Below are 20,733 nucleotides of genomic sequence, written 5' to 3' on the forward strand. Positions count from 1 at the left end.
GAATTCGTCAGCATTTTGTAATATGTAAACTTTTTCTACCTTTTATTGGGTAAATTATAGACATGCCTGAAGTATTAGACTATTTGGAATACCGCGAGTTTCTGAGGGACTGGTTTGTCGAGACCAAGAAAGGCAGCCCGTTTACCTCGTACCGTTATCTCGGCCAGAAGACCGGTGTGGACCCGGCCTGGCTTGTGCGCGTGTTCCAGAAAGAGGGACACCTGAACGAGAGCACGCTTCCCGCGTTCATCCGTATCTGCGGCCTGGACGACCGCCGTGCCGAATACTTCAAGACTTTGTACCGTTTTAACAAGACCAAGGCGAAACAGGCTCTTTCGGAATTGTATTACCGGCTTATGGAGCTCCGTTCCATGGAAACGCGAGTCCTGTCGACGCCTGAACTTTCGTATTTCGGCAGCTGGGCGTGTGCGGCTCTCCGTGCCCTGATCGGCATCACCAAGGACACGAGTGATGTCGGCAAGCTTGCCAAGGGGCTGAATCCGCCCATTTCGCAGGACGAGGCGCGCTCGGCACTCGGAATCCTGAAGCAGCTTGGCCTTGTGGTTCCCGACGGCAACGGCGGCTGGAATATTACCGACCAGATTATCAGTACCGGCGGCGAGGTCAAGAGCCAGGCGGTGCGCGATTTCCACAGGCACACGCTCGAGCTTGCCCAGGAATCGATTGACCGCCACAAACCCGAGGAACGCGACATTTCGTCGGTCGTGTTTACTGCCGACGAATCCGACCTGCCCGAAATTCGTCACCGCATCGAGGAATTCCGTCGTGGCTTGCTGCAGTTTGCCCGCCAGAGCGAACGTGCCGACCGTGTGTACGCTTTGAATATCGCGATGTTCCCCCTTTCTGACAAGGTGGATGACCCCGATACGGGTGCCTCCCCGCAAAACAAGGGGGTCTAATGTTCGGTCGCAACGAATTTTTGTATTTTTGGAATGTGCAACGTAAATCGTTCGACATGGCCCGTACGGCAAAGACCGTATCTTCTGCTGCCTTGCTCCTGACTTTGGGGCTGGGTCTTTCGGCATGTGGCGATGGCGGCACCAAGACGGCAGGCGGTGGCCCGAGCGGTACCGAGGCGGGTAATGCGATTACGGCCGAAATTTTGACTGCGGACAAGGTCCCTGCGGCTTTGGCTAGGGTTCGCCTGATGGACAGCGAAGGCCTGGATTGCGATAAGGCTTATTCCGCCCAGACCGACAAGAAGGGTAGCGTGACTATCGAGGGCGTGACCGAAGGCGACTATACGCTAGAGGCGAGTCTCAATGGCGAAGCTCTGCAGATTCCGGTCAAGGTTTCCGGCAAGGATGTTGACTTGGGCAGCGATGAGCTCAAGAAAATGGCGACGGTGTCGGGCAGCGTGGGCGATCCTTCTGCCAATGGTACGGTCAAGGTTCGCGGTATGGAACACTCCGCCAGGGTGGTGGACGGCTCTTTTACGCTCGATTCACTTCCCGAAGGCGCGCTTAGCTTGGTGTTCATTTCTGATGTCGATAATCAGGATACGACGAGTACTTACCTGAAGGCCGTTGCCGGTGAAAAGTCTACATCCAGTACGTTCGCCGAAGAAAGCCGTGCGCTCCTGCTCGACGATTTCCAGGATTCCAACTACCAGAACCGCTTTATGCCGGCCCGCACCTACGATGGTGGCTGGTGGTTCTTCAGCTATTCCGAAAAAACGGTGACTCCTGACAGCACGCTTATTTTCGGCAAAAATCACATCTTTAAGCTCGAAAATGAAGACGGAAATATTGTGGCCCATGTGGCTGCCGAGATGGGCGAAAGCTTTGAAGATTCTACCGGCGAACAGTATTGGGCGTGGGCAACAATGGGTGTTGAACTTGGCAAGAGCGACAAGAAACTTTGTAACGACATCTCGTCGGTCGATTCCGTCGCATTCCGCATCAAGGGTAAGGGAATCATTGTCTTTACCGTGGTCGATGCGAACTTGCCGATAGAAGACCAGAAGATAGCCAGGTTTGAATACAGGATGTCTGACGAATGGGAGCGTGTGAGCGTTCCGCTGGCCGATATTTTGAATAGCCAGTATTCGTACAAATGTGTGAACCAGCTCGACTGGGATTTCAAGGCGAACCCTGCAGAACCGGTTGTGGAAATCTGGCTCGACGACATCGAACTGATCGGCGGTGACCGCCTGTCCATTTGGGAAAAATAGCTATACGTCATTGCGAGGAACGGAGTGACGAAGCAATCCAATGGTAACGTAGTTCATTCGGTAAAATCAAACCAAGAAGACATCTATAGGAATTTGGAAGAGGTGGTTCGCAAGTATGCGACGACCTCTTTTTTGCGCCCTGTGGCGGACCATACTCGCGAGGCGTTTGAGAAGGTTTGCGAGTTCATCTACAATTTCTATGCTGCGCGCAATACAGGGGGCGTGGGTGCAGACCGTGTCGGTGCAGGCTGTGCCGAATTGGTCCTCGATTCCGGTTGCGGTACCGGCGAAAGTACGCTGCACTTGGCAAAGAAGTTCCCGAATGTCCCGGTTATCGGAATTGACAAGTCGGCGGTGCGCCTGACCAAGGCGGGGAACGAACGGCAGCTGGAATGTGCGGCGGAAGGTGAACCGTGTGGCGCCCCCGCAGGTGCGTCTACCGGGATGGCGGTCCCTTCGAATGCCTTCTGGGTCCGCGCGGAATTGCTCGATTTCTGGCGGCTCGCGCTCGAGAAGGTGTTGGCAGGGGAGTGGAAAATTTTGCACCATGCGCTCTACTATCCGAACCCGTGGCCCAAGGAAAGCGAAGCGACCCGGCGTTTTCATTTACATCCGATTTTCCCGACGATGCTCCGGTTGGCTCCCGTGACGGAACTCCGTACCAACTGGGAAATTTACGCTCGCGAATTTGCCGAGGCGGCCCGCATCGCTGGCGACTGTCTCTCGTTAAATGTTCATGTCGATTGCGCGAATTTTAGTCCCGAGAATCCTGAAACGGCGTTCGAACGTAAATACAAAAATGCGGACCAGGAGCTTTTCCGTACCCTAGTCCGCAATAATTCTAAGTTCTAAGCCCGGCCAACTAAGCTTTGCCCACTTAAACCCTTAGTAACTCTGAATTCCGAATTCCGAAATCCGAATTCCGAATTATAGTCTATCCTTGATCCACTTGAGGAACGCCTTGTTGTTCCTGGTGAACTTGACTTCGATCGGGGCGCCTTCCTTTACGATAAATTCAGAGAGTCCGTATTTGCGGTCCGGATTTCCCCAGTCGTAGGTGTAGCCGAGTCTGGTCCACGGATGTCCGCCGTCCCTGCTGTAGATGGTGGCGCTCGTCTTGTCGAACCAGTTCTTGAACCACATCGCGTTTTCGCTCATGTCTTCTTCGAAGGAGCTCGAGAAGGTGGTATTCATGAGTCCACTGTTGATTTCGGGATAGTAGGCGGGGCGGAATACGTCGGATACGTTCGCCCAGAATACGGTAAAGTAGTTGTTGTTGGTTTCCGGCGACATACCGATGAGCTGCTTGAGTCGCAGATCCCAGTTGTCGACTTTTTCGTGGTTTTCGCGGAACCAGCTGAGGAATTCCTTGTCGGTGAACGCCCAGATGACCTTGTCGGTATGCGATATGGTTTGGCCGTCCTTGAATTCGTCGGGGGTGTTGTGCCAGGTGACTAGGATAACCTGCGAGTTGTCGCCGCTCAGGCTCGCCATGTCGGAACTGCCTTCGATGGAAACGAGCGGGTAGATGTCGTCTGCGGTCAGGTTCTTGGCTTTCTTGACGGCCTCGGCGTAGAGTTCGCGGTTGAGCGAGTCGCGGTCCATGAAGGTGACGACGTTGCCCTTGGTGTCGATGACATCGCAGTAGGGAATGTTCGGGTAGCCCGCAGCGACTTCGTTCCGTTCGAAGTATTCCTTGAGGAGTGCGTCGTTGTGCGAGAACAGGTTGTCGTTGTCGAGGAAAGAAATGACGATTTTGCAGAATCCCTGGTCGGGAATCTTGACGGCGTAGGGGAATGCCTTCTTGCCGTTGTCGGTGGTGTCGAGCTTGAGCCTGGTCTCGTCATCGCCGCAGCTGTATTCGTAGCTGTAGAGCGGGGCGATTCCCGGCTTCATTTCGCTGATGAACAGGTTGTCCTGTTCGTTGCTCCAGCCGGACTTGACCATGATTTTCTGGGGGCCGAGCGTCATGTACTGCGGCATCACGTTTTCGCAGTAGAAGGCCGACTGGCGGAATACGCCGATAATGCCTGTCTTGTTACGGTAAACATCGGGGTCGCTGGGCTTGAGGCCCTTGGAACAACCCGTAAGCGCGGCCATGGAAATGGCGATAGAAACGGAAAGTTTAAGGAGTGTTTTCTTCTTCATCGCGGCTAAATATATAAAGAATGGCTTGTTCCTATGACAATCCGGTCCGTTAAAAGCTATCTTTTAACTCGTAAAAAACATAACGAGGTCTATCATGACGTTTGAAGAAATGTTCGCACTGGCCTGCCAGCGCAAGAAGGAAATGCCCGAAGGCAAGGGAACCACGGAACTTTTCAAGAAGGGCCCGCACGGTATCGGCAAGAAGCTTGTCGAAGAAGCCGCCGAAAGCTGGATGGCCGCCCGCTTTGAAAGCCGCGACGCCCAGTGCCTCGAACTTTCCCAGGTGCTTTACTATGTGGCCGTGATGATGGCCGAAAAAGGTCTCACCCTCGAAGAAGTGTACGCAAAACTATGATTAAGGTAGCTCTCCCGAATAAGGGCATGCTCTTTGAGCCCACCCAGGAACTTCTGAAGGCTTGCGGCTACAAGGCTTCCAAGCCGTACAAGACATTGACGCAACTCGATACCAAGAACGGGATTGAGTTTTTCTTCCTCCGTCCCAGCGACATCCCCATGTACGTGGGTCGCGGCATTATCGACGCGGGTATTACCGGAATCGACTTCAACGCCGAAGCCAAGAGCCCGGCGGTCAAGGTTCTCGACCTGCCTTATGGCGCCTCCAAGATGTGCGCCGCCGTGCCGAACGAGAGCCCGGTGCAGTCCCTCGATGAACTGAAGAATTCCACTATCGCCACCAGCTTCCCGAACATCGTCGAAGGCTACTACAAGAAGCCGATGGATTTCGTGGTGCTCGAAGGCGCCGTCGAAATCTCGGTGAGTCTCGGCGTGGCCGATGCCATTGTCGACGTGGTCGAAACGGGTACGACGCTCAAGCAGGCTGGACTGCGTATCGTGGGCGAGCCGCTCTTCCGTAGCAATGCGGCCCTGTTCTGCAACCCGCAGAAGACCGAACTCGAAGAGGTCAACACGCTTATCCGCCGCATCGAGGGCAAGCTGGTCGCCCAGTCGTACATGATGATCGAGTACGATTGCCCGGCCGAACTGCTGCAGAAGGCTTGCGAACTGACTCCGGGTCTCGACGCCCCGACGGTGACCAAGTTGCACGGTCGCGAATGGTATTCCGTGAAGGCCATGGTTCCGCAGGAAGAAGCCAATTCCATCATGGACAAGCTCTGGGACGCCGGCGCACGCAGCATTCTCCTGTTCGGTATCAAGAGCGCTAGAATTTAACGCGGAGCGTTAAATTCAGTATGCAGTGGTTAGTGATTAGTACACAGTCCGTAAGGCGAAACGTTCCTCCTAACCACTAACCACCAACCACTAATCACCTTTGAAATGCATTCTCTCGCTTACCTAGCCCGTCAGCCGATTCTCGATCGCGACGGAAAAATTTACGCCTACGAACTCCTGTTCCGCGATTCGCCCGAAAGCGATATTGCGGTCATTGCTAGCGATGTGCTCGCGACGGCGCAGGTGCTCGAGAACGTGTTGAACAATATCGGCATCCAGCGCCTGATCGGCAAGAATAAGGCGTTCGTGAACTGCAGCCGTAACATGCTGCTCGACAACCTCTTCGGACTCCTGAACCCGAAGTACTTTGTGCTCGAGGTCCTAGAGGATGTAGAAGTCGACGATGCGATCGTCAAGGCCGTCCAGCGCTACAGGGCGCTCGGTTTCGAACTGGCGCTCGACGATTTCATTTTCAACGAGGAATTCATCACGCGGTTCAAGCCGCTGTTCCCCTACGTGTCTTATGTGAAGATGGACGTAGTCGACAATTCGCTTCAGTCGATGGCTGCTGCGGCGACCTTCTTCAAGACGATGGGAATTAAGCTCCTCGCCGAAAAGGTGGAAGACGAAGCGACTTTCAAGCGCTGCGAAGAAGCCGGTTACGACTACTTCCAGGGCTTCTTCTTTGCAAAGCCCGAACTGGTGACCGGCCGCAAGATCGACGCTACTTCGGCGACTATCCTGCAACTGCTCCTCCGCATCAAGTCGCGTCCGAGCCTCGAGGATCTGTGCGACACCCTTTCGGCTCACGAGGATATCTCGCAGAACCTGCTCCGTTTCGTGAACTCCGATGCGCAGACCAGGCACGGCCGTATCGCTTCCGTCAAGGATGCCATCGTATGGGTCGGTATGCAGCGGATCCAGGAGTGGCTGATGCTTATGCTCTACGCGCGCCCGGAACTTGGCATGACTCCGCAGAGTTCGCCCCTGTTCCAGAACGCGAGCCACCGTGCGAAGTTCCTGGAAAGCCTCGCCCGCACCATCGACGAGAATGACGACGATTTCTGCGCGAAGGCGTTCATGGTCGGCCTCATAAGCCGTATGGATGCACTTGTGCGCGCCCCGCTCGAGACGATCCTTCCGGATGCTCCGGCCGACGACGAAATGCAGGAAGCGCTCCTTAACCGCAGTGGCCGTCTGGGAGCCCTCTTGCGCCTAGCTGATGCCGTGGAACTCGACGACCGCGACTCTATCCGCACGAGCCTTTCTGAACTGAAACTGAATTCGGCACAGCTGAAACTCTGCATCAACGAGACCTACAGCTTTACCAATGAACATTGAGCCGCAAAGCCTAGAAGCGTTAATTGGGGAATTTTCGTCGCTCCCTGGAATCGGGCACAAGACCGCCCGTCGCCTCGCTTATCATATCCTGACCAAGCATCAGGCCGATGTGGAACGCTTTGCCGAAAACCTGCTGAATGCCAAGAACAGGGTTCACCCCTGTCCGCGCTGCTACGCCTTTACCGACGAGGACCTGTGCCCCGTGTGCAAGTCGCGTCCCGACTCCAAGTCCATCTGCGTGGTCGAGAAAAGTTCCGACATCGTCCCGTTCGAACGTTCCGGAATTTACAAGGGCACTTACTTTGTTCTGGGAGGCGTGATCTCGCCGCTCGACGGTATCGGCCCCGAACACTTGCACCTGCCGGAGCTGGTCCGGCGCATTAAGGAAGAAGGTGTCGAGGAATTGATCCTCGCTCTTGGTTCCAGCCCCGAGGCGGACAGCACCGCCCTGATGCTCGACCGGATGCTCGCGGGCGTCAATGTCAAGCGCACGCGTCTTGCCCGCGGAATCCCGATGGGCAGCGACCTTGAATTTGTCGATGAAGTCACCATGCTCCGCGCCTTCGAAGGGAGAGTCAGCTTATGATGCAGGAAGAAAAGAAAGTGCAGTCCCCGAAAATGGCGAAAGGAATGAAGGCGAACTTGCCGCCGAAAGTGAAACACCATGCTCCCGTGGTGGTGGGCGGCTACAAGATTGTCTCCGCAGAATTTGTGAAGGGGTCCACAAGTATCAAGCATCTCCCCGAAGAAAGGCTCCCGCAGATTGCCTTCCTGGGGCGTTCGAATGTGGGTAAATCGTCGCTCATGAATGCCTTGATGGGCCGTAAGGACCTGGTAAAAGTCGGAAGAACCCCCGGAAAGACCCGCGAATTGAATTTTTTCAAAGTCAACAACCGCTTTTTTCTAGTAGATTTACCTGGTGTAGGCTTTGCAAAGGTCAGTAACAGCAAGCGCGACCAGATGTCCGACTTTATCCGCGACTATGTGGAAAAGTGCAAGGACCTGAAAGGTCTCGTGTATTTGGTGGATGTGCGCCACGGCGGACATGCCATCGATATCGAGACGGTCGAGAACATCCACGCGTCGGGCTGCCCCGTACTGATTGTTGCGAGCAAGCGCGACAAGGCGAATCAGTCGGAACTTTCGAAGGGCTTGCGCTCGATCCGTGAAAATTTCGGTCTTGAGCAGAACCCGCTGAGTGTGAGCTCTCTCAAGAAGTTCGGGTTGGACGCTTTATGGCAGAACATTTTGGAAGCTCTAGGATTGACCGGACAAGAGAATGTATAAGAAGGCTTCGAGGAATTGGCAACGCTTGACTTTGCCGGCGAGGATGTTTCACTTGCTCGGCATATTCTTGTTGCGCCGTCCTATGGGCCAGCTTTGCGCCCTTTTCTTCAAGGCTGTCGCCAGTCTCTTCTCGCGCAGCCGTAACTTCAAGACCGACTCCCGAAACATTATCATGCAGACCTTCTTTACGGGGGTCGAAATATTCCCGATTCTCTTTGTCGTGGCGACCTTGTTTGGTACCATTGTGATTATCGAAGTGATTTCCATGATGGGAAAGATGGGCTTTTCCGACGTGGTGGGAAGCCTGATCGTGGTGGTCATCATCCGCGAACTGGGACCTATCCTCACGGCGTTCCTGATTGCAGGCCGAAGCGGTTCTTCCCTTACGACCTACATCGGTAGCATGGTCATCAATTCCGAAGTAGATGCCTTGGCGACTATGGGTGTCGATCCGATCCGTTTCTTGGTGATGCCGGGACTGATTGGTGGTTGCATCGCCTTGTTCATCATGAACTTTTTCTTTAGTCTGAGCGCCATTTGTGGGGGATACCTAGTGACCAAGGGCGCTGTTCTGCTGAGTGGCAACATGATTAATATCCAGTTGACTTGGTCGTATCTTAGCCATGAAATCCTGAGCGCCATCTCGATGACGGACTTCGTGTTCATTATCGTGAAGCCGCTCGTATTCGGTGCGATTATCACGACCAACGCCTGCTACCAGGCCCTGAACATCACTCGCGACGTGCGGCAGGTTCCCAAGGCGGTGTCCCGCTCCGTGATTAAGTCGTTCTTGTACGTGGTGCTTGCGGACGTGTTCCTGTCGCTAGTCTATTTTGTTGAATACATGAACAACTTCTCGACGATTATCTAATGCTGGACGAAGCCTTAAGAATGGAAGATGTTCACCTTGCGTATCGCGATATCGCAGGGACGATGTTCTCCAAGCCCCGGACGCTTGGTTTTTTCCAGCGTGTAGAAACCGACCCGCAAAAGGAACTTTTCTCGGATGTGAATTTGAGTGTGAAGCGCGGGGAAACTATCTGCATTGGCGGCGGTTCCGGTCAGGGCAAGAGTGCCCTCTTGCGAATTATCGCGGGTCTGATTCGTCCGACTCGTGGCAACATCTTCTATTTTGGCGAATATATTCCTCCTGAAAGGCTGACTGCGCTCGAAGTGGCAAAGCGTCAGGTGGGCATGGTGTTCCAGAACGGGGCTTTGATTTCGAACCTGCGCGTACGCGACAACATCGCCTTGCCGCTGCGTTACCACAAGGTGGGCACTCCGGCCGAAATCGAGGAAAAGATCAATATGGCCATGGACCTGATGCGAGTCCGCGACGAGGCCGATATGTTCCCGCACATGCTGAGTATGGGCATGCAGAAACGTGTGGCGATTGCTCGTAGCTGGGCGATGGACCCGAAACTGTTGCTGATGGACGAACCGACGGCGGGACTTGACAACTACAACCGCCGCAACCTGCTGCCGCTGATTGACAACATGCGTATGCTGTTCAAAACGACCATCATCATCGTGACACATGACCTGATGATTTCCAAGGAACTGGGCTGCAATATCTGCTTTGTCCATAGCAAGAGCTTGACCGAGCCGCATTCCTTCGACTACTGGGTCAATTCCGACAGCGACATTTCCAAGGAACTGTTCCGAGATCTTTGCAACAGCGGGTAAAAAATAATTATTTGTTGATAGATTGTTGATAAATTGAATTGTCTGCGGGGAAATCGTAAAAATGTCCGTAAAACTTGCTTACACGACCCTTTGACCCCTTGATTTATCTAGGAATTTTTCTAATTTTGAGACTCAAAAAATTTGACTTTTAATAAAGGTTACTACAATGAAAAGAACATTCCAGCCTCATAATCGTAAGCGCGCCAACAAGCATGGTTTCCGTGCCCGCATGGAAGACCGTTGGGGTCGTGCTGTTCTGAGCCGTCGTCGCGCCAAGGGTCGCAAGCGCCTCACCGTGAGCGACACCATCTACAAAAAGTAGGATTGGCTCATAGCCTCGTTGCGCTCCTATAGGCTGCCTAACCAGCCAGCTTATCGGCAAGTAGCCGTCCATGGGAAGTTCATCCGCACGCCGTCTTTCACGATGCGTTGGATAGAAAGCCCGGACGGTTTTTGTCGTTTTTGCTTTTTGGCGAAAAAGAAGAACGGTAACGCAGTTTACCGCAACAAGTGCCGTAGATTGCTGCGGCCCCTGTTTTTTGAAAGGGTTCCCCATATAGCGAAGCCCGTTTGGGCGATGATTATCGTGAGTGACAATTCCGAGGTCATGTCCTCGGCGCGCATGCGCGAATCGGCGCTCAAGGTGTTCAAGAAAATGGAATGGACCGAGGGGCTCGACCTGGGGAACTTGCCCAATGGATAATGGTGGGGACAGCGGTTTTTGGGGAAAGCTTCACGGCGCGTTGAAAATGCTCCTGATTGCGCCCATCCGGCTGTACCAGTTGATTCATCCTTTCTTCTTCAGTGGCGTTTGCAGGTTCCAGCCGACATGCTCGCAGTATGCCATCGAGGCCATCCGCGTACACGGAGTGTTTAAAGGTTTCTATCTTGCGGTTTTCAGAATTTTAAGGTGCAACCCGTTTTGCAAGGGCGGTTATGACCCGGTCCCGCCCAGAAAGGAAAAAAGATGAACAAGAATACTATCATCGGATCCGTTCTTATCGGCGCCATCATGATTTGGTGGTTCTTCATGAACTCGGCGAACAACGAGGCTGCCGCAAAGGCGAAGCTTGCGCAGAAGGCCGCCGCCAAGGAAGCTGCCGCCCAGGTCGCCGATTCCTCCACAGCTCCGTCTGCAAACGGACTCGTGCTCCCCGGCTCCACTGCCGAAGTCAAGGCCGCCCCGGTTCTCGGTGCTCCGGCAACGGACAAGGTCACTGAGCCTGCCGAAGTGGCCGGATCCACCGCCGATAGCGCAAACGTCATTGCGAGCGAAGCGAAGCAATCCACCGCAGATTCTGCCGCTGCAGAAGCCCCGAAGGTTGTCGCCCAGCGCACGGTCACGGTCGAAACCGACAAGTTCATCATGACCCTGAGCAACAAGGGCGGCAAGGTCCAGAGCGTTATCGTCAAGGCCCTGCCGGATTCCGCAAACCATTTCCCCGAACTCATTCAGGATACCGCGCTCGGCGCCCTCGACCTGAACCTCGGCGGTGCCGACCTTTCCGAAGTCCTGTTCGATGTCGATGCTCCGGAATGGATCAATGTCGAAAACGATACTACGGTACAGTTTGTCTTTACTGATGCCAACGGCAACCAGTTGGTGCGTAGCTACGGCTTCACCAAGGCTGGCGTCGCTGTTCGCCAGGTGAACAAGTTCAAGGGCTTCCGCGTCGACAAGTACGAGCTTTCCTGGAAGGGCGGCATGCGTGAAACCGAAGAATTCCCGAAGGGCAAGAGCTTCGGCGGTACAAGCTACTTCTTTAGCGAAGTGATTTTCAAGAACAACGAAATCACCGAACGCGAAACATTCAACGATGCCATGACCTTCGACAACGCCAACTACTACTGGGTCGGCATGCGCCGTAAGTACGTGGCCATGTCGGTGCAGTTCGATTCTCCGGTGCCGGCACAGGTCAAGGCCAAGCACATCAATTTGGCTACCGAGGGCAACCCGGATCCGGGTACCTACAGCCTCTCCATTGCAGACGCCGTGCGCGGCGATTCCGTTGCCTACAATTTCATGGTGCTCCCGCTGGAATGGTCCGAAGTCGAATCGCTCGGCCAGGGCTACGAAAAGATTATCGTGACGGGCTCCAAGTGGTTCCCCGGTTCCAGCATCTGGTTCGTGTGGATTTGCGCCATGCTCCTCAAGCTGCTCAAGTTCTTCTACTCCATCATTCCGAACTACGGCGTCGCCATTATCCTTGTGACTTTCATTGTTCGCGGCATTACGACCCCGTTCACCATCAAGCAGCTCAAGTCGACTTCTGCCATGAGCAAGCTCAAGCCGCAGCTCGACGAAATCAATGTGAAGTACCGTAGCGATCCGCAAAAGAAGCAGGCCGCCATCATGGAGCTTTACGCCAAGAACGGCGTGAACCCGCTTGCGAGCTGCACCGGCGGCTGCCTCCCGATGATTATTCAGATGCCGATTTTCATGGGCCTCTTCTTCGTGCTCGGTCGCGCCGTTGAACTCCGCGGCATGCCGGCCTTCCTCTGGATTACCGACCTCAGCCGCAGCGACGTGATTTTCCACGGCTTCAGTATTCCGTTCCTCATGCCCGATGGCCTCGCTCTCCTCCCGTGGATTATGGTGGTTACCACCTACTTCCAGACCAAGGTGACCATGAGCGGCAACGGCGCCATGGACCCCGCCCAGGCAAAGATGATGACTTGGATGATGCCGGCCATGATGTTCCTCTTCAGCGCGGTGATGCCCTCCGGCCTCGTGCTCTACTGGATTGTGTCCAACTTCTGGAGCATCATTCAGTACAAGATTATCCGCCGCGACAACGGCAATAATGGACCGAAAACCGTGAATGGCAAGAAGGTCGTCGACGCCGAAGTCGTGAAGTAGTAGAGTTTTAACGGAGAAAGTCCCCGGTCCGCATGGCCCGGGGATTTTTTGTTCGTTAGATTGAAGGTTATATTCTTGTAAACTTCTTGTAAGAAAACTATATTTGTTTACGGATATAAACAGAGGATTCCTTATGAAAAAGATTCCGGTTTTTCATGCGTTATTCATTGTTGGTCTGCTGGCCTTGTCTGCGGTCTCTTTTGCAGCCGAGGGGACGAAGTATTTCTGCTTCAAGGAAGTTGATGAAGACGATGACTCCACTGCGGATCGACTGGAATTTCGTCAGGTTGTATCTCAGGTTGAACCTGATGAGGCGGATGAAACCTGCTTTGTGTACTGGTTCGATGAAACGGTCCCAAGTCAGGTGCGTGATAACATGACGGATGCCTATGGGTACGTTAGCGGTTGGCTTGGTTCGAATTTTGCCTCGGTTGTGCTGAAATCGGATATCGCGTTTGCGGGGCATACGGAGTCTGGTTGTACGGGGTCCCCGGACGGGTTCAAGGGTAAGTACCTGGAATTGACCGAAGGTCGTTCTATTAGCAGTGAAGCCGGAAAGCGCTATACCATATCGGGACTCTGCTATGAGTCTATAGATGATAATGATGGTATCGGTTTTGTTAGCATAGTTCATGGTTCGGCTGGAGGCATTTTGAATGTCAAGTTCTCGGATGTCTATTTTAGCTTGTCTGGTGACGGTTCGCATGCGGGAGTTGTGTCTCTCGACTTTGAATATTATTCTAATTCAATCAGAGACATTGAAATTGAGGACTCCTATTTTAAGGCGGATTACGCAGGCGCCCTGTTCGGCTATGCCAAGAATTACTCTGGCTCGATAGAAAATGTAGCGGTAAAAAATGTGACTGTGGATGCCTACCATCATGCGGGGGCTGTCGTGGGTTTCGCAGAAGAAGGCGGTATGGCCTTGAACAATGTAGCTGTAACCGATGGCAAAGTCAATGGCCAAATTAATGCTGGCGGTCTTGTTGGTTTTACCGATGGTTCTATTGCGATAACGAAGTCTTATTATCGGGGGTCCGTGTCGTCAAAAACGAGAGCGGGTGGCATATTGGGGTATGTTGAGGGCAATGGGTCTATTGACATCAACAATACTTTTACGAAAGGTGGTATTTCGGGAGGCTCCGTTCAGGGAGCGAGTGCCGTTGGATATATTATCGGTCAGACGAGCGAAGCCTATGACAATAACGTAACATTATATAACAACTACCACTTTGGCGAAGATGGCGTTGAACTTGGCGTGGGTGGGGAAGAATTTTATCAGAACGGGTTTGTCTGGTCTGAGGGATCTGATAAGATATATGCGAATGTGCGCAATGCCTATGGTTCGTTGACGGCAACGGGAGATTTGAATTATTATAGAAATGATGATTGTGTAGAAGGTGGAATGTCTGCTTGCACGTCATATATGGATTTCTTTGCTGGAACGTTTGCGTCGCCTTTGATCCGCTCTGCGAATGGAATTGCTTCGGAAGCGGACATGAAGTCAGGACTCTTTGCGGCTCTGTTAAACTACAATTTAGAATCCAAAGGAAAAACAGCCTTATGGGTGAGCGATGGCATTTTTAATGATGGCCTGCCCTCTTGCGTGAACACGACTAAAACACCTAATCATTTGGTGGTGGTGCATACAAAGAATTTAAAAGATCCAGAAAAAACAAGTTTAGGACTTAAGGATAATTGGGTTCAGTTCTTAAACTATAATGGTGATTACTCTCATTCTCTTATAGCTTCTAGTTACATTAGTTATACGGATGCGTCTGGTTCGTTGAACTCTAATGTTAAGGTTTCAATTGAAAACATTGTTGCTGCTGTTGGATCAAAAGCAATGCTTGTTGATAGTGTTGGCAATATAATTTCGTTGCCGAATGAAATTGATTCTTATTTCGTGGGCCTAGTTGTTCCGCCTTCGAGCTACGATGTCGTTTACAAGTATTGTGACAGTCAGAATAACTGTAGAGATTTTGAAGATGTGACAACCACTGCTTTAGGCTTCTTGACCCCAAGAGTGGACTCTTTTGTAGATGGGAGCGATGCTCCGCTGCAGCTTGTTCCGAATGTGGTGAGTTATAGCGAAGGCTTTGGCCTAGAATATGTGTTGAACTATGAGCTTGAATTGCTAGATGAAAATGGTAGCGTGATTAACGGTTTGGCTTCTACAACCCCCGCAGGTATGGAGTTCTGGTCGTTCCAGGACATTGCCCAAAATATCAGGAATGCCGGCATAAGCGATGTTAAAACAATCGTTCTGAAGTATTCATCGGCAACGTATGGACATTACCCGATGTTGGCTATTGCAAATCCGAAAGAATTTGATTTTGAGGTTGATATCTATGGCTTAGATAAGAATAGTTCGATGGTGGAAATGATCGAGTCTAGTGCGTCTGCGGAACCGTACGATTTGCAGCTTCCTTATGGCGCGGGAGTCAGGGTTAGTAGCATTGGAAAGTATTGGACTGGGTATAAGATAAAGGACACGTATTCTGTTACTTATCTGTATGACGCAACCAAGAATGGTTGCTCGGCCCCCGAACTTGATAGTAGCGGTGTGGAAAACTTGTTCTTTGGAACGGTTGATGCGCTTGTGGAAAAAATGGGCGAATGCGGGACCGTGAAATGGACTATTTCGGATCTCGATGTAAATAAAGCCGAAGATCTGGTTATTCTGGATAGCGTCAAAAAGGCTAGTTTTATAGCTCAAAAAAAATACGGCAATACAGTCACGGAAAAATTGTCCATTGTTCCCGATTACACTCTTGTTAATTATAACGTGTCCTTTGATTTGAATCTGCCTGCAGGAATGGATCTGTCTTCGGTGTTTCTGGGACGCAGCTGGTTTACGATAGATCCTTCGAAAATGACGGTTGAAGGCCCTCGTTTCCCCAGGATTTATACAAACGAATGTCCCACGATGTTGGCTTGGTCGCCGAAAGAAAACGCAAGCGAAGTCACTGCTGTCGTCAATACGTTCTTTGATCCTCAGTACTATAAAGACTACATTAATAGCAGTTTCTTGTATTTCAATCCTGCCACTGGACCTGACAGCAGTACTACCGCCTATGTTTATTGGAATGATGTCTGTAACGTTATTGATGCCAGCAAGATTCTTCCGCTTAACTATGTGATTGATTTTGATGGGACGGTGGATTTGTCGGATGATCCCCCCGTAACGGTAACGTTAAAACAGTCTTTTAACGAAACTGATATTGAACATGGAATGTTGAACGAAGAAGATGTGAATAAAGCTGGCGAATACCACCATCAGGTAATACTCCCTGTTGCCGACGATACCTTGATTTTTAAGGTGAGTTTCCAGACACGGCCTGGTTACTCCATATCGGAACTGGAATTCGTGAAAACGGATAGTGCCAGCCCTGCATATACGCCTAACACGACGGGCGAGACGCTTGATTTCGAGTTACATGCATTGAACTTTGGTTCAGACGATACGACTCTGGTCGTAAATACAAGGACCTATTCGTCCATGACACTTAACGTGGCTCTCGAATATGCGAAATATCGGGTGACCTTTATTCGTCCGACCGTAAGTGCCCCGACCGATATGGGTGGCGATTTAGTGGATTACTATGTCCCGGATAGCTATTTGGGTAGCCTGTGGCCCGATTCAAAGGAATATACTATAGAAAGTGGCTCCGATGTGACGATGCCCATGTTATATGCGGTCAATGGTTGCCTTGCCTGGTCTACGGAGCAGACTTTTGGACTCAATAATCTTTCCGTAACAAAATTTGACAATAATGTAATCCAGGATTTATCGACGACGGTTTACCCTGTTTACTATGCTCTCGGGACAAAACCTGACTGTGCGGATTTGGGGAACTTGACCGTGACGGCTCATGGTGAAAACCTGGATGGCTTGGAATTGTGGCAGATTATTGGAGTGGATGACGATGTCGCGGGCACCAAGGCTGATACCATTAAGCATTCGTTTGTCAGGGATGTCGATGACGAAACGCTTTTTACCTTGCAAGTTCCAAAGGTGATGACTTTTGATCCTACTACGGGTGACAGTGAAGCGATTCCGTTCTCCTTTAAAATCCATGCAATTCCTGCCGAAGGCTATTCAGAAAACGACAAGTCGTTCTACCAGACAAGTGCTGGTGCTGCCGCCCAGCGAATCTACCTGACGCAAATCGTGGCTGAAGATAGCGATATTGAATTTAATGTCGACTTGGGCTTTGACTATACAGTAACATTTGACGTTAATTCGTTACAGGATACGATCGTTGTCTTGGCTGATAACTTCAGCTCTCCCAAGACGATGAATTTTGGGGATAAAAATAGGTTCCCCAATGCGTATGTCTTGAGTCCGACTCAGTATATTGATCTGTACGAGTTTAAACCGCTCCAGTGGAGCCTGGAAAAAGATGACGAGAGCCTTGTTTCAAGCACATTTGATAAGGAATTCTTGGACAAGTCATCTAAAGTTTATACTGTCTCTGAAAATGAGGTGACGCTGTATCCGGTGGAGGCTGTCGTAACCAATGCAATAGAGGGATTGAAAATGGGGGTGGTCGCCTATGATGAGAATGGTGAACCGTTGATGGGTAGTGGGTATTATCATGGCGGGCTTGTCCTTACCCAGGTGACGGATGCCGGCGATACGTTTGTTCAGAAGTCCAGAATGTATCCTTATGGACCGTATTATAGCCATGTGTTCCTGTACCCGGCCGTCGACGATACCTTGACCTTCCAGGTTTCTACAAATCCGGATCACGGCTATGACATTAGTATCGACGGCTTTGAAAACGGTTGGGTGAAAACGGAACTGGAGGGCTTTGGTTATGATGCGGCGACAGGAACGCTCAAGATTCTCCCCAATTTAATGAACTCCTTGAACTTTAAGATTAGCTATTCGTATAAGCATTTTGATCTGGCGTTTGAGTATCCGAACGATACGAGCCTTTATGTGATGAACAAGATCGATAGTGAGTACAGTATGGATTGGTACGGTTCCATGGAACAGGCAACCTTGGAAAGTGTAGAATCCCCGCTCCTGTATAATTCTAGCGGTTGTAGCGTTGGTTGGAAAGTCAAGGGCACTACGGTTGATTCTCGCCCCGATAATTATGGTTCAAATATCCGGTCCGTCGTGGGAGACTTGATCGCTACGGAAGATTCGGTGGATTTTGTGAATGTCATGGTTCCAGACTTGGATAATCCGGTTTGTTCCACTGGTACTAGAGGGCTCATTAACATTCAAAAACTGAATGTAGAGGGCGACGGTGAGTTTTACCTGGTTCAAAAGATTGGCGATACGGTACTGACGCATTCCTTTGAAGGAAATTCGTTGATTGTTCCTGGATATTATGAGTCTGGAGAAATGCCGGGCGTCAGGCTTGTTGCCGTGGCCGTTCCGAATGAAGGCTACGTCTTGAATAAGATTACTTATGAGATGGATAATGGGAATGTTCTAGATGTCGATGATAGTACGGAATTGAACATTACGTCTGAAGGTACATGGAATGTTGTGTTCAGCGAGTATGTCCCCGAAGCCGAATACATCTTTACGTTTGACATGAATACGGAAGATGAGGTGTTCTATGCCAACAAGTTCATGGGCGACGAAGAAGTCCTTCGGGATGCCTATGACGAGGGATGGATCTATAGCAGAGGATCTCAATTCCGGAGGGAAGCTTATACGGCGGATAAGTGCCTTGCGGGTTGGTCTGTAAAGCCCGATTCGGGACGCGCTTATGTGATGCTTGATGACATGCTGCTAGAAGAACTTGAAAAAGCCTATCCGGATGGGGACAAAATCAGGCATGCGACTCTTTATGCTCGTTGGACGAGCGATCTTGAGGAATGTGCTGGCGAAGATATCCGGTATGTCCGCGTCAAGGTGGAGCAGAAAAATGGTTCTATTGCACTTGTCGAGCGTAGACCGCCTATGTACTACCGCGGAATGATGAAAACGATGGAACCGGTTGTTCACAAAATTGGTGATGATGGAACGGTTGTCTTGCCTGCTGACCTGAGCATGTATCGATGCCCCGGCTATGGCGTTGATTGCCTGGATCTTGCCGATTCGGCAGTAATATGGACTGTGGAGGCTACCCCGGATTCGAGCTATGTTCTGGATTCGCTGGTCGTACTCCGTGGCGAAAGGTCGGTGAAGGTTGTTTATGCGGATATGGGTCTGGACTGGGACTACTATAATTGGAACTTTGATAACGCGCTGCCTTACATTTTGCCGGGCAACCTTGAAGAATCTACTCTCAAGGCTTATTTCTCCAAGGCCAACAAGACGCCGGTTATGTTTGCCGACAGGCGAATCACGAATCGCGGAAACGCCTTGCAGCTGAACATTCGGGCGAGCGACTTCGAGCCGACTCGAATTGTCTCTGTCCACTTGCGTATTGTCAATACGGATAACGGTGAGGTCGCTGTCGATACGTTGCTGGCGGATTCCGTAGCGAGTGGTCTCGAAACGAGCTTTGTTTCCTTCCTGAAAAAGAGTGGCCACTATAAGGCGGTCGTAACGATCGAAGACGATGCCGAAATGGACGAATTCTACCAGGAATTTACAGTCAGCAACGAAATTGCATCGGTCGGAAAGGAGGGTTGGCAGATGCTCTCGCTCTCGGCTGTGGACACGTCGGCTATCAAGTGGGAAACTGGCGATCCGGTTTTCTACTGGTGGGACGAATACGGTACGGGCGAATTCTGGCAGTACAAGCAGTTTAGTAGGGGAGACTCGGTGATTCCCACTCGCGGAACATGGTACAGTTCCCTCGAAGGACTCCCGCTCGTCTTGCGCGACGATATGGAAGATGACGGCAAGGATATTGTTTGGAACCTCGATAGCGTCAGTTCCGGCTGGAACCTGGTGGCAAATCCGCACGGATGGCCTGTCGGTCTGTATTCGTATGGTGCCGACTATGTCAAGGATATCGACGAAAAGTCGGAAATTGAATTCTGGCGTTACAACCCGAAGACGGGTAGCCCGGAAGAACTCATCGACGGCAAGACGACCCTGGATCCCTACGAAGCGATTTGGGTTAAGGTGAACAAGAAAATGAAATGGGAAATCTCTGCGGAACCGGTGTTCTGGCAAGAAGAAGAGCCGGAGGAAAATCATGAGCCGTGGCAGGAAGAATTCCCGCATGAGTGGGAAGACGAATGGTACGACGATCCGAACCAGGAATGGCTTGAGTACGAAAAGTCTCGGACCTTGCCCAAGCGCGTGCTTGCGAAGGCGACTACTAAGGATCGCTGGGTCTTGCAGGCCGTACTTTCTGACAAGAACGGCAAGCAGGATGCCTGGAACATTCTGGGGGCGGGCAACAACCCGTTCAACGCCGAAGAACCTCCTGAAAGCATGGGCGACCATGTGAATCTTTCGATTGTCGAAGGCAAGCGCGCTCTCGCCAAGTCCATCAAGTCGGCAAGTGACGAAATGGAATGGACCGTGGCCCTGTCCGCATCTAGCGATCGCGCGGGTTATCTGACGCTCGTCGGTATCGATGGCGTGAAGGCCTACGGTTACCACGTGTACGTGACGGTGGACGGCAACACGACCGAAATGAAGGACGGCGTTCCGCTTAAGGTGCTCCTGAAGTCGAATGCGAAGACTGCGACGGTGCGTGTGGCTCCTGCCGCGAAGGTGGTGGCGCAGAACTCGCTCAAGGGCCTGCGCTCCGCAAGGCTCGGCGGAAAGTTGCAGGTGTCCTTCGAGGCGACGGGCCTTGCGGGCACCAATGCGCGCGTTGACCTGCTGGATATGAAGGGGCATGTGATGTCGATCGTGAACGCGAGGACCCTCGAGGGCACGAACGCATTGGTGCTGGACGCTCCCAAGACCGGCCTCTACATGCTCCGCGTCCGCGCAGGCTCCAAGCAGCAGGCTGCTAAAATCGTGGTGCAGTAAATCTTGAATGGCGGCACTTGTGGCGTGGCTTGTAGCAAAACGGCGTCACAATCCGGTGCCACAAATCACACGTTTTTGCAGTTTATAACAAAGTATCCCTGCTTTGCAGGGATATTT

General features: G+C 51.7%; 16 protein-coding genes. 15 read left to right on the forward strand and 1 reads right to left on the reverse strand.

Annotated features, from left to right (window positions below; genetic code table 11):
* Positions 1-62 precede the first annotated feature (62 nt).
* Genes BUA93_RS11400 through BUA93_RS11410 form a run of 3 tightly spaced genes read left to right on the forward strand, consistent with a single transcriptional unit; the run spans position 63 to position 3,046 of the window.
* Complete coding sequence (locus BUA93_RS11400) at positions 63-920, forward strand: TIGR02147 family protein (protein ID WP_072979471.1); 858 nt, start codon at positions 63-65, stop codon at positions 918-920.
* On the forward strand, positions 920-2,194 hold the full coding sequence (locus tag BUA93_RS11405) for a carboxypeptidase-like regulatory domain-containing protein (protein ID WP_072979473.1): 1,275 nt from the start codon (positions 920-922) through the stop codon (positions 2,192-2,194). Before BUA93_RS11400 ends, BUA93_RS11405 begins: the two co-directional genes overlap by 1 nt.
* Positions 2,195-2,218: 24 nt before the next feature.
* Positions 2,219-3,046: a tRNA (guanine(46)-N(7))-methyltransferase TrmB gene (locus tag BUA93_RS11410; protein WP_175547428.1), complete on the forward strand. Its 828-nt coding sequence runs from the start codon at positions 2,219-2,221 to the stop codon at positions 3,044-3,046.
* A 75-nt stretch (positions 3,047-3,121) separates the two neighbouring features.
* Here the strand turns inward: BUA93_RS11410 and BUA93_RS11415 are convergent, their stop codons facing one another.
* Positions 3,122-4,342: a hypothetical protein gene (locus BUA93_RS11415; protein ID WP_072979479.1), complete on the reverse strand. Its 1,221-nt coding sequence runs from the start codon at positions 4,340-4,342 to the stop codon at positions 3,122-3,124.
* A gap of 94 nt (positions 4,343-4,436) precedes the next feature.
* On the opposite strand from BUA93_RS11415, the gene hisE reads away from it, so the two are divergent.
* From hisE to BUA93_RS11475, 12 genes are all read left to right on the forward strand, one after another.
* Positions 4,437-4,697 carry a phosphoribosyl-ATP diphosphatase gene (hisE, locus tag BUA93_RS11420; protein WP_072979481.1) on the forward strand — a complete coding sequence of 87 codons (261 nt, stop codon included), beginning with the start codon at positions 4,437-4,439 and terminating at the stop codon, positions 4,695-4,697.
* Positions 4,694-5,533: an ATP phosphoribosyltransferase gene (hisG, locus tag BUA93_RS11425; protein WP_072979483.1), complete on the forward strand. Its 840-nt coding sequence runs from the start codon at positions 4,694-4,696 to the stop codon at positions 5,531-5,533. The genes hisE and hisG overlap by 4 nt, the downstream gene beginning before the upstream one ends.
* 105 nt (positions 5,534-5,638) lie before the next feature.
* Positions 5,639-6,874, forward strand: coding sequence for an EAL and HDOD domain-containing protein (locus BUA93_RS11430; protein WP_072979484.1), 1,236 nt, complete (start codon positions 5,639-5,641; stop codon positions 6,872-6,874).
* Positions 6,864-7,460: a recombination mediator RecR gene (gene recR / locus BUA93_RS11435; protein WP_072979486.1), complete on the forward strand. Its 597-nt coding sequence runs from the start codon at positions 6,864-6,866 to the stop codon at positions 7,458-7,460. Before BUA93_RS11430 ends, recR begins: the two co-directional genes overlap by 11 nt.
* Positions 7,457-8,161, forward strand: a complete 705-nt coding sequence (yihA, locus tag BUA93_RS11440) for a ribosome biogenesis GTP-binding protein YihA/YsxC (RefSeq protein WP_254793956.1) — start codon at positions 7,457-7,459, stop codon at positions 8,159-8,161. The genes recR and yihA overlap by 4 nt, the downstream gene beginning before the upstream one ends.
* 43 nt (positions 8,162-8,204) lie before the next feature.
* Positions 8,205-9,032, forward strand: coding sequence for an MlaE family ABC transporter permease (locus tag BUA93_RS11445; protein WP_254793957.1), 828 nt, complete (start codon positions 8,205-8,207; stop codon positions 9,030-9,032).
* On the forward strand, positions 9,032-9,847 hold the full coding sequence (locus BUA93_RS11450; protein WP_254793958.1) for an ABC transporter ATP-binding protein: 816 nt from the start codon (positions 9,032-9,034) through the stop codon (positions 9,845-9,847). Before BUA93_RS11445 ends, BUA93_RS11450 begins: the two co-directional genes overlap by 1 nt.
* Positions 9,848-10,013: 166 nt before the next feature.
* Entirely contained in the window at positions 10,014-10,169 is a 156-nt protein-coding gene (rpmH, locus tag BUA93_RS11455) for a 50S ribosomal protein L34 (protein WP_072979488.1), read from the forward strand.
* Between the two features lie 18 nt (positions 10,170-10,187).
* Positions 10,188-10,550 (forward strand): ribonuclease P protein component, encoded by a 363-nt coding sequence (locus tag BUA93_RS11460; RefSeq protein ID WP_254793959.1) that lies wholly within the window; start codon positions 10,188-10,190, stop codon positions 10,548-10,550.
* A 40-nt stretch (positions 10,551-10,590) separates the two neighbouring features.
* On the forward strand, positions 10,591-10,818 hold the full coding sequence (gene yidD / locus BUA93_RS11465) for a membrane protein insertion efficiency factor YidD (RefSeq protein WP_371359327.1): 228 nt from the start codon (positions 10,591-10,593) through the stop codon (positions 10,816-10,818).
* Positions 10,815-12,707 (forward strand): YidC/Oxa1 family insertase periplasmic-domain containing protein, encoded by a 1,893-nt coding sequence (locus BUA93_RS11470; protein ID WP_072979492.1) that lies wholly within the window; start codon positions 10,815-10,817, stop codon positions 12,705-12,707. The genes yidD and BUA93_RS11470 overlap by 4 nt, the downstream gene beginning before the upstream one ends.
* Positions 12,708-12,840: 133 nt before the next feature.
* Positions 12,841-20,616 carry a hypothetical protein gene (locus BUA93_RS11475; protein ID WP_072979494.1) on the forward strand — a complete coding sequence of 2,592 codons (7,776 nt, stop codon included), beginning with the start codon at positions 12,841-12,843 and terminating at the stop codon, positions 20,614-20,616.
* Positions 20,617-20,733: the final 117 nt, after the last annotated feature.

Source organism: Fibrobacter sp. UWH4 (genome assembly GCF_900142475.1).
GTDB lineage: Bacteria > Fibrobacterota > Fibrobacteria > Fibrobacterales > Fibrobacteraceae > Fibrobacter.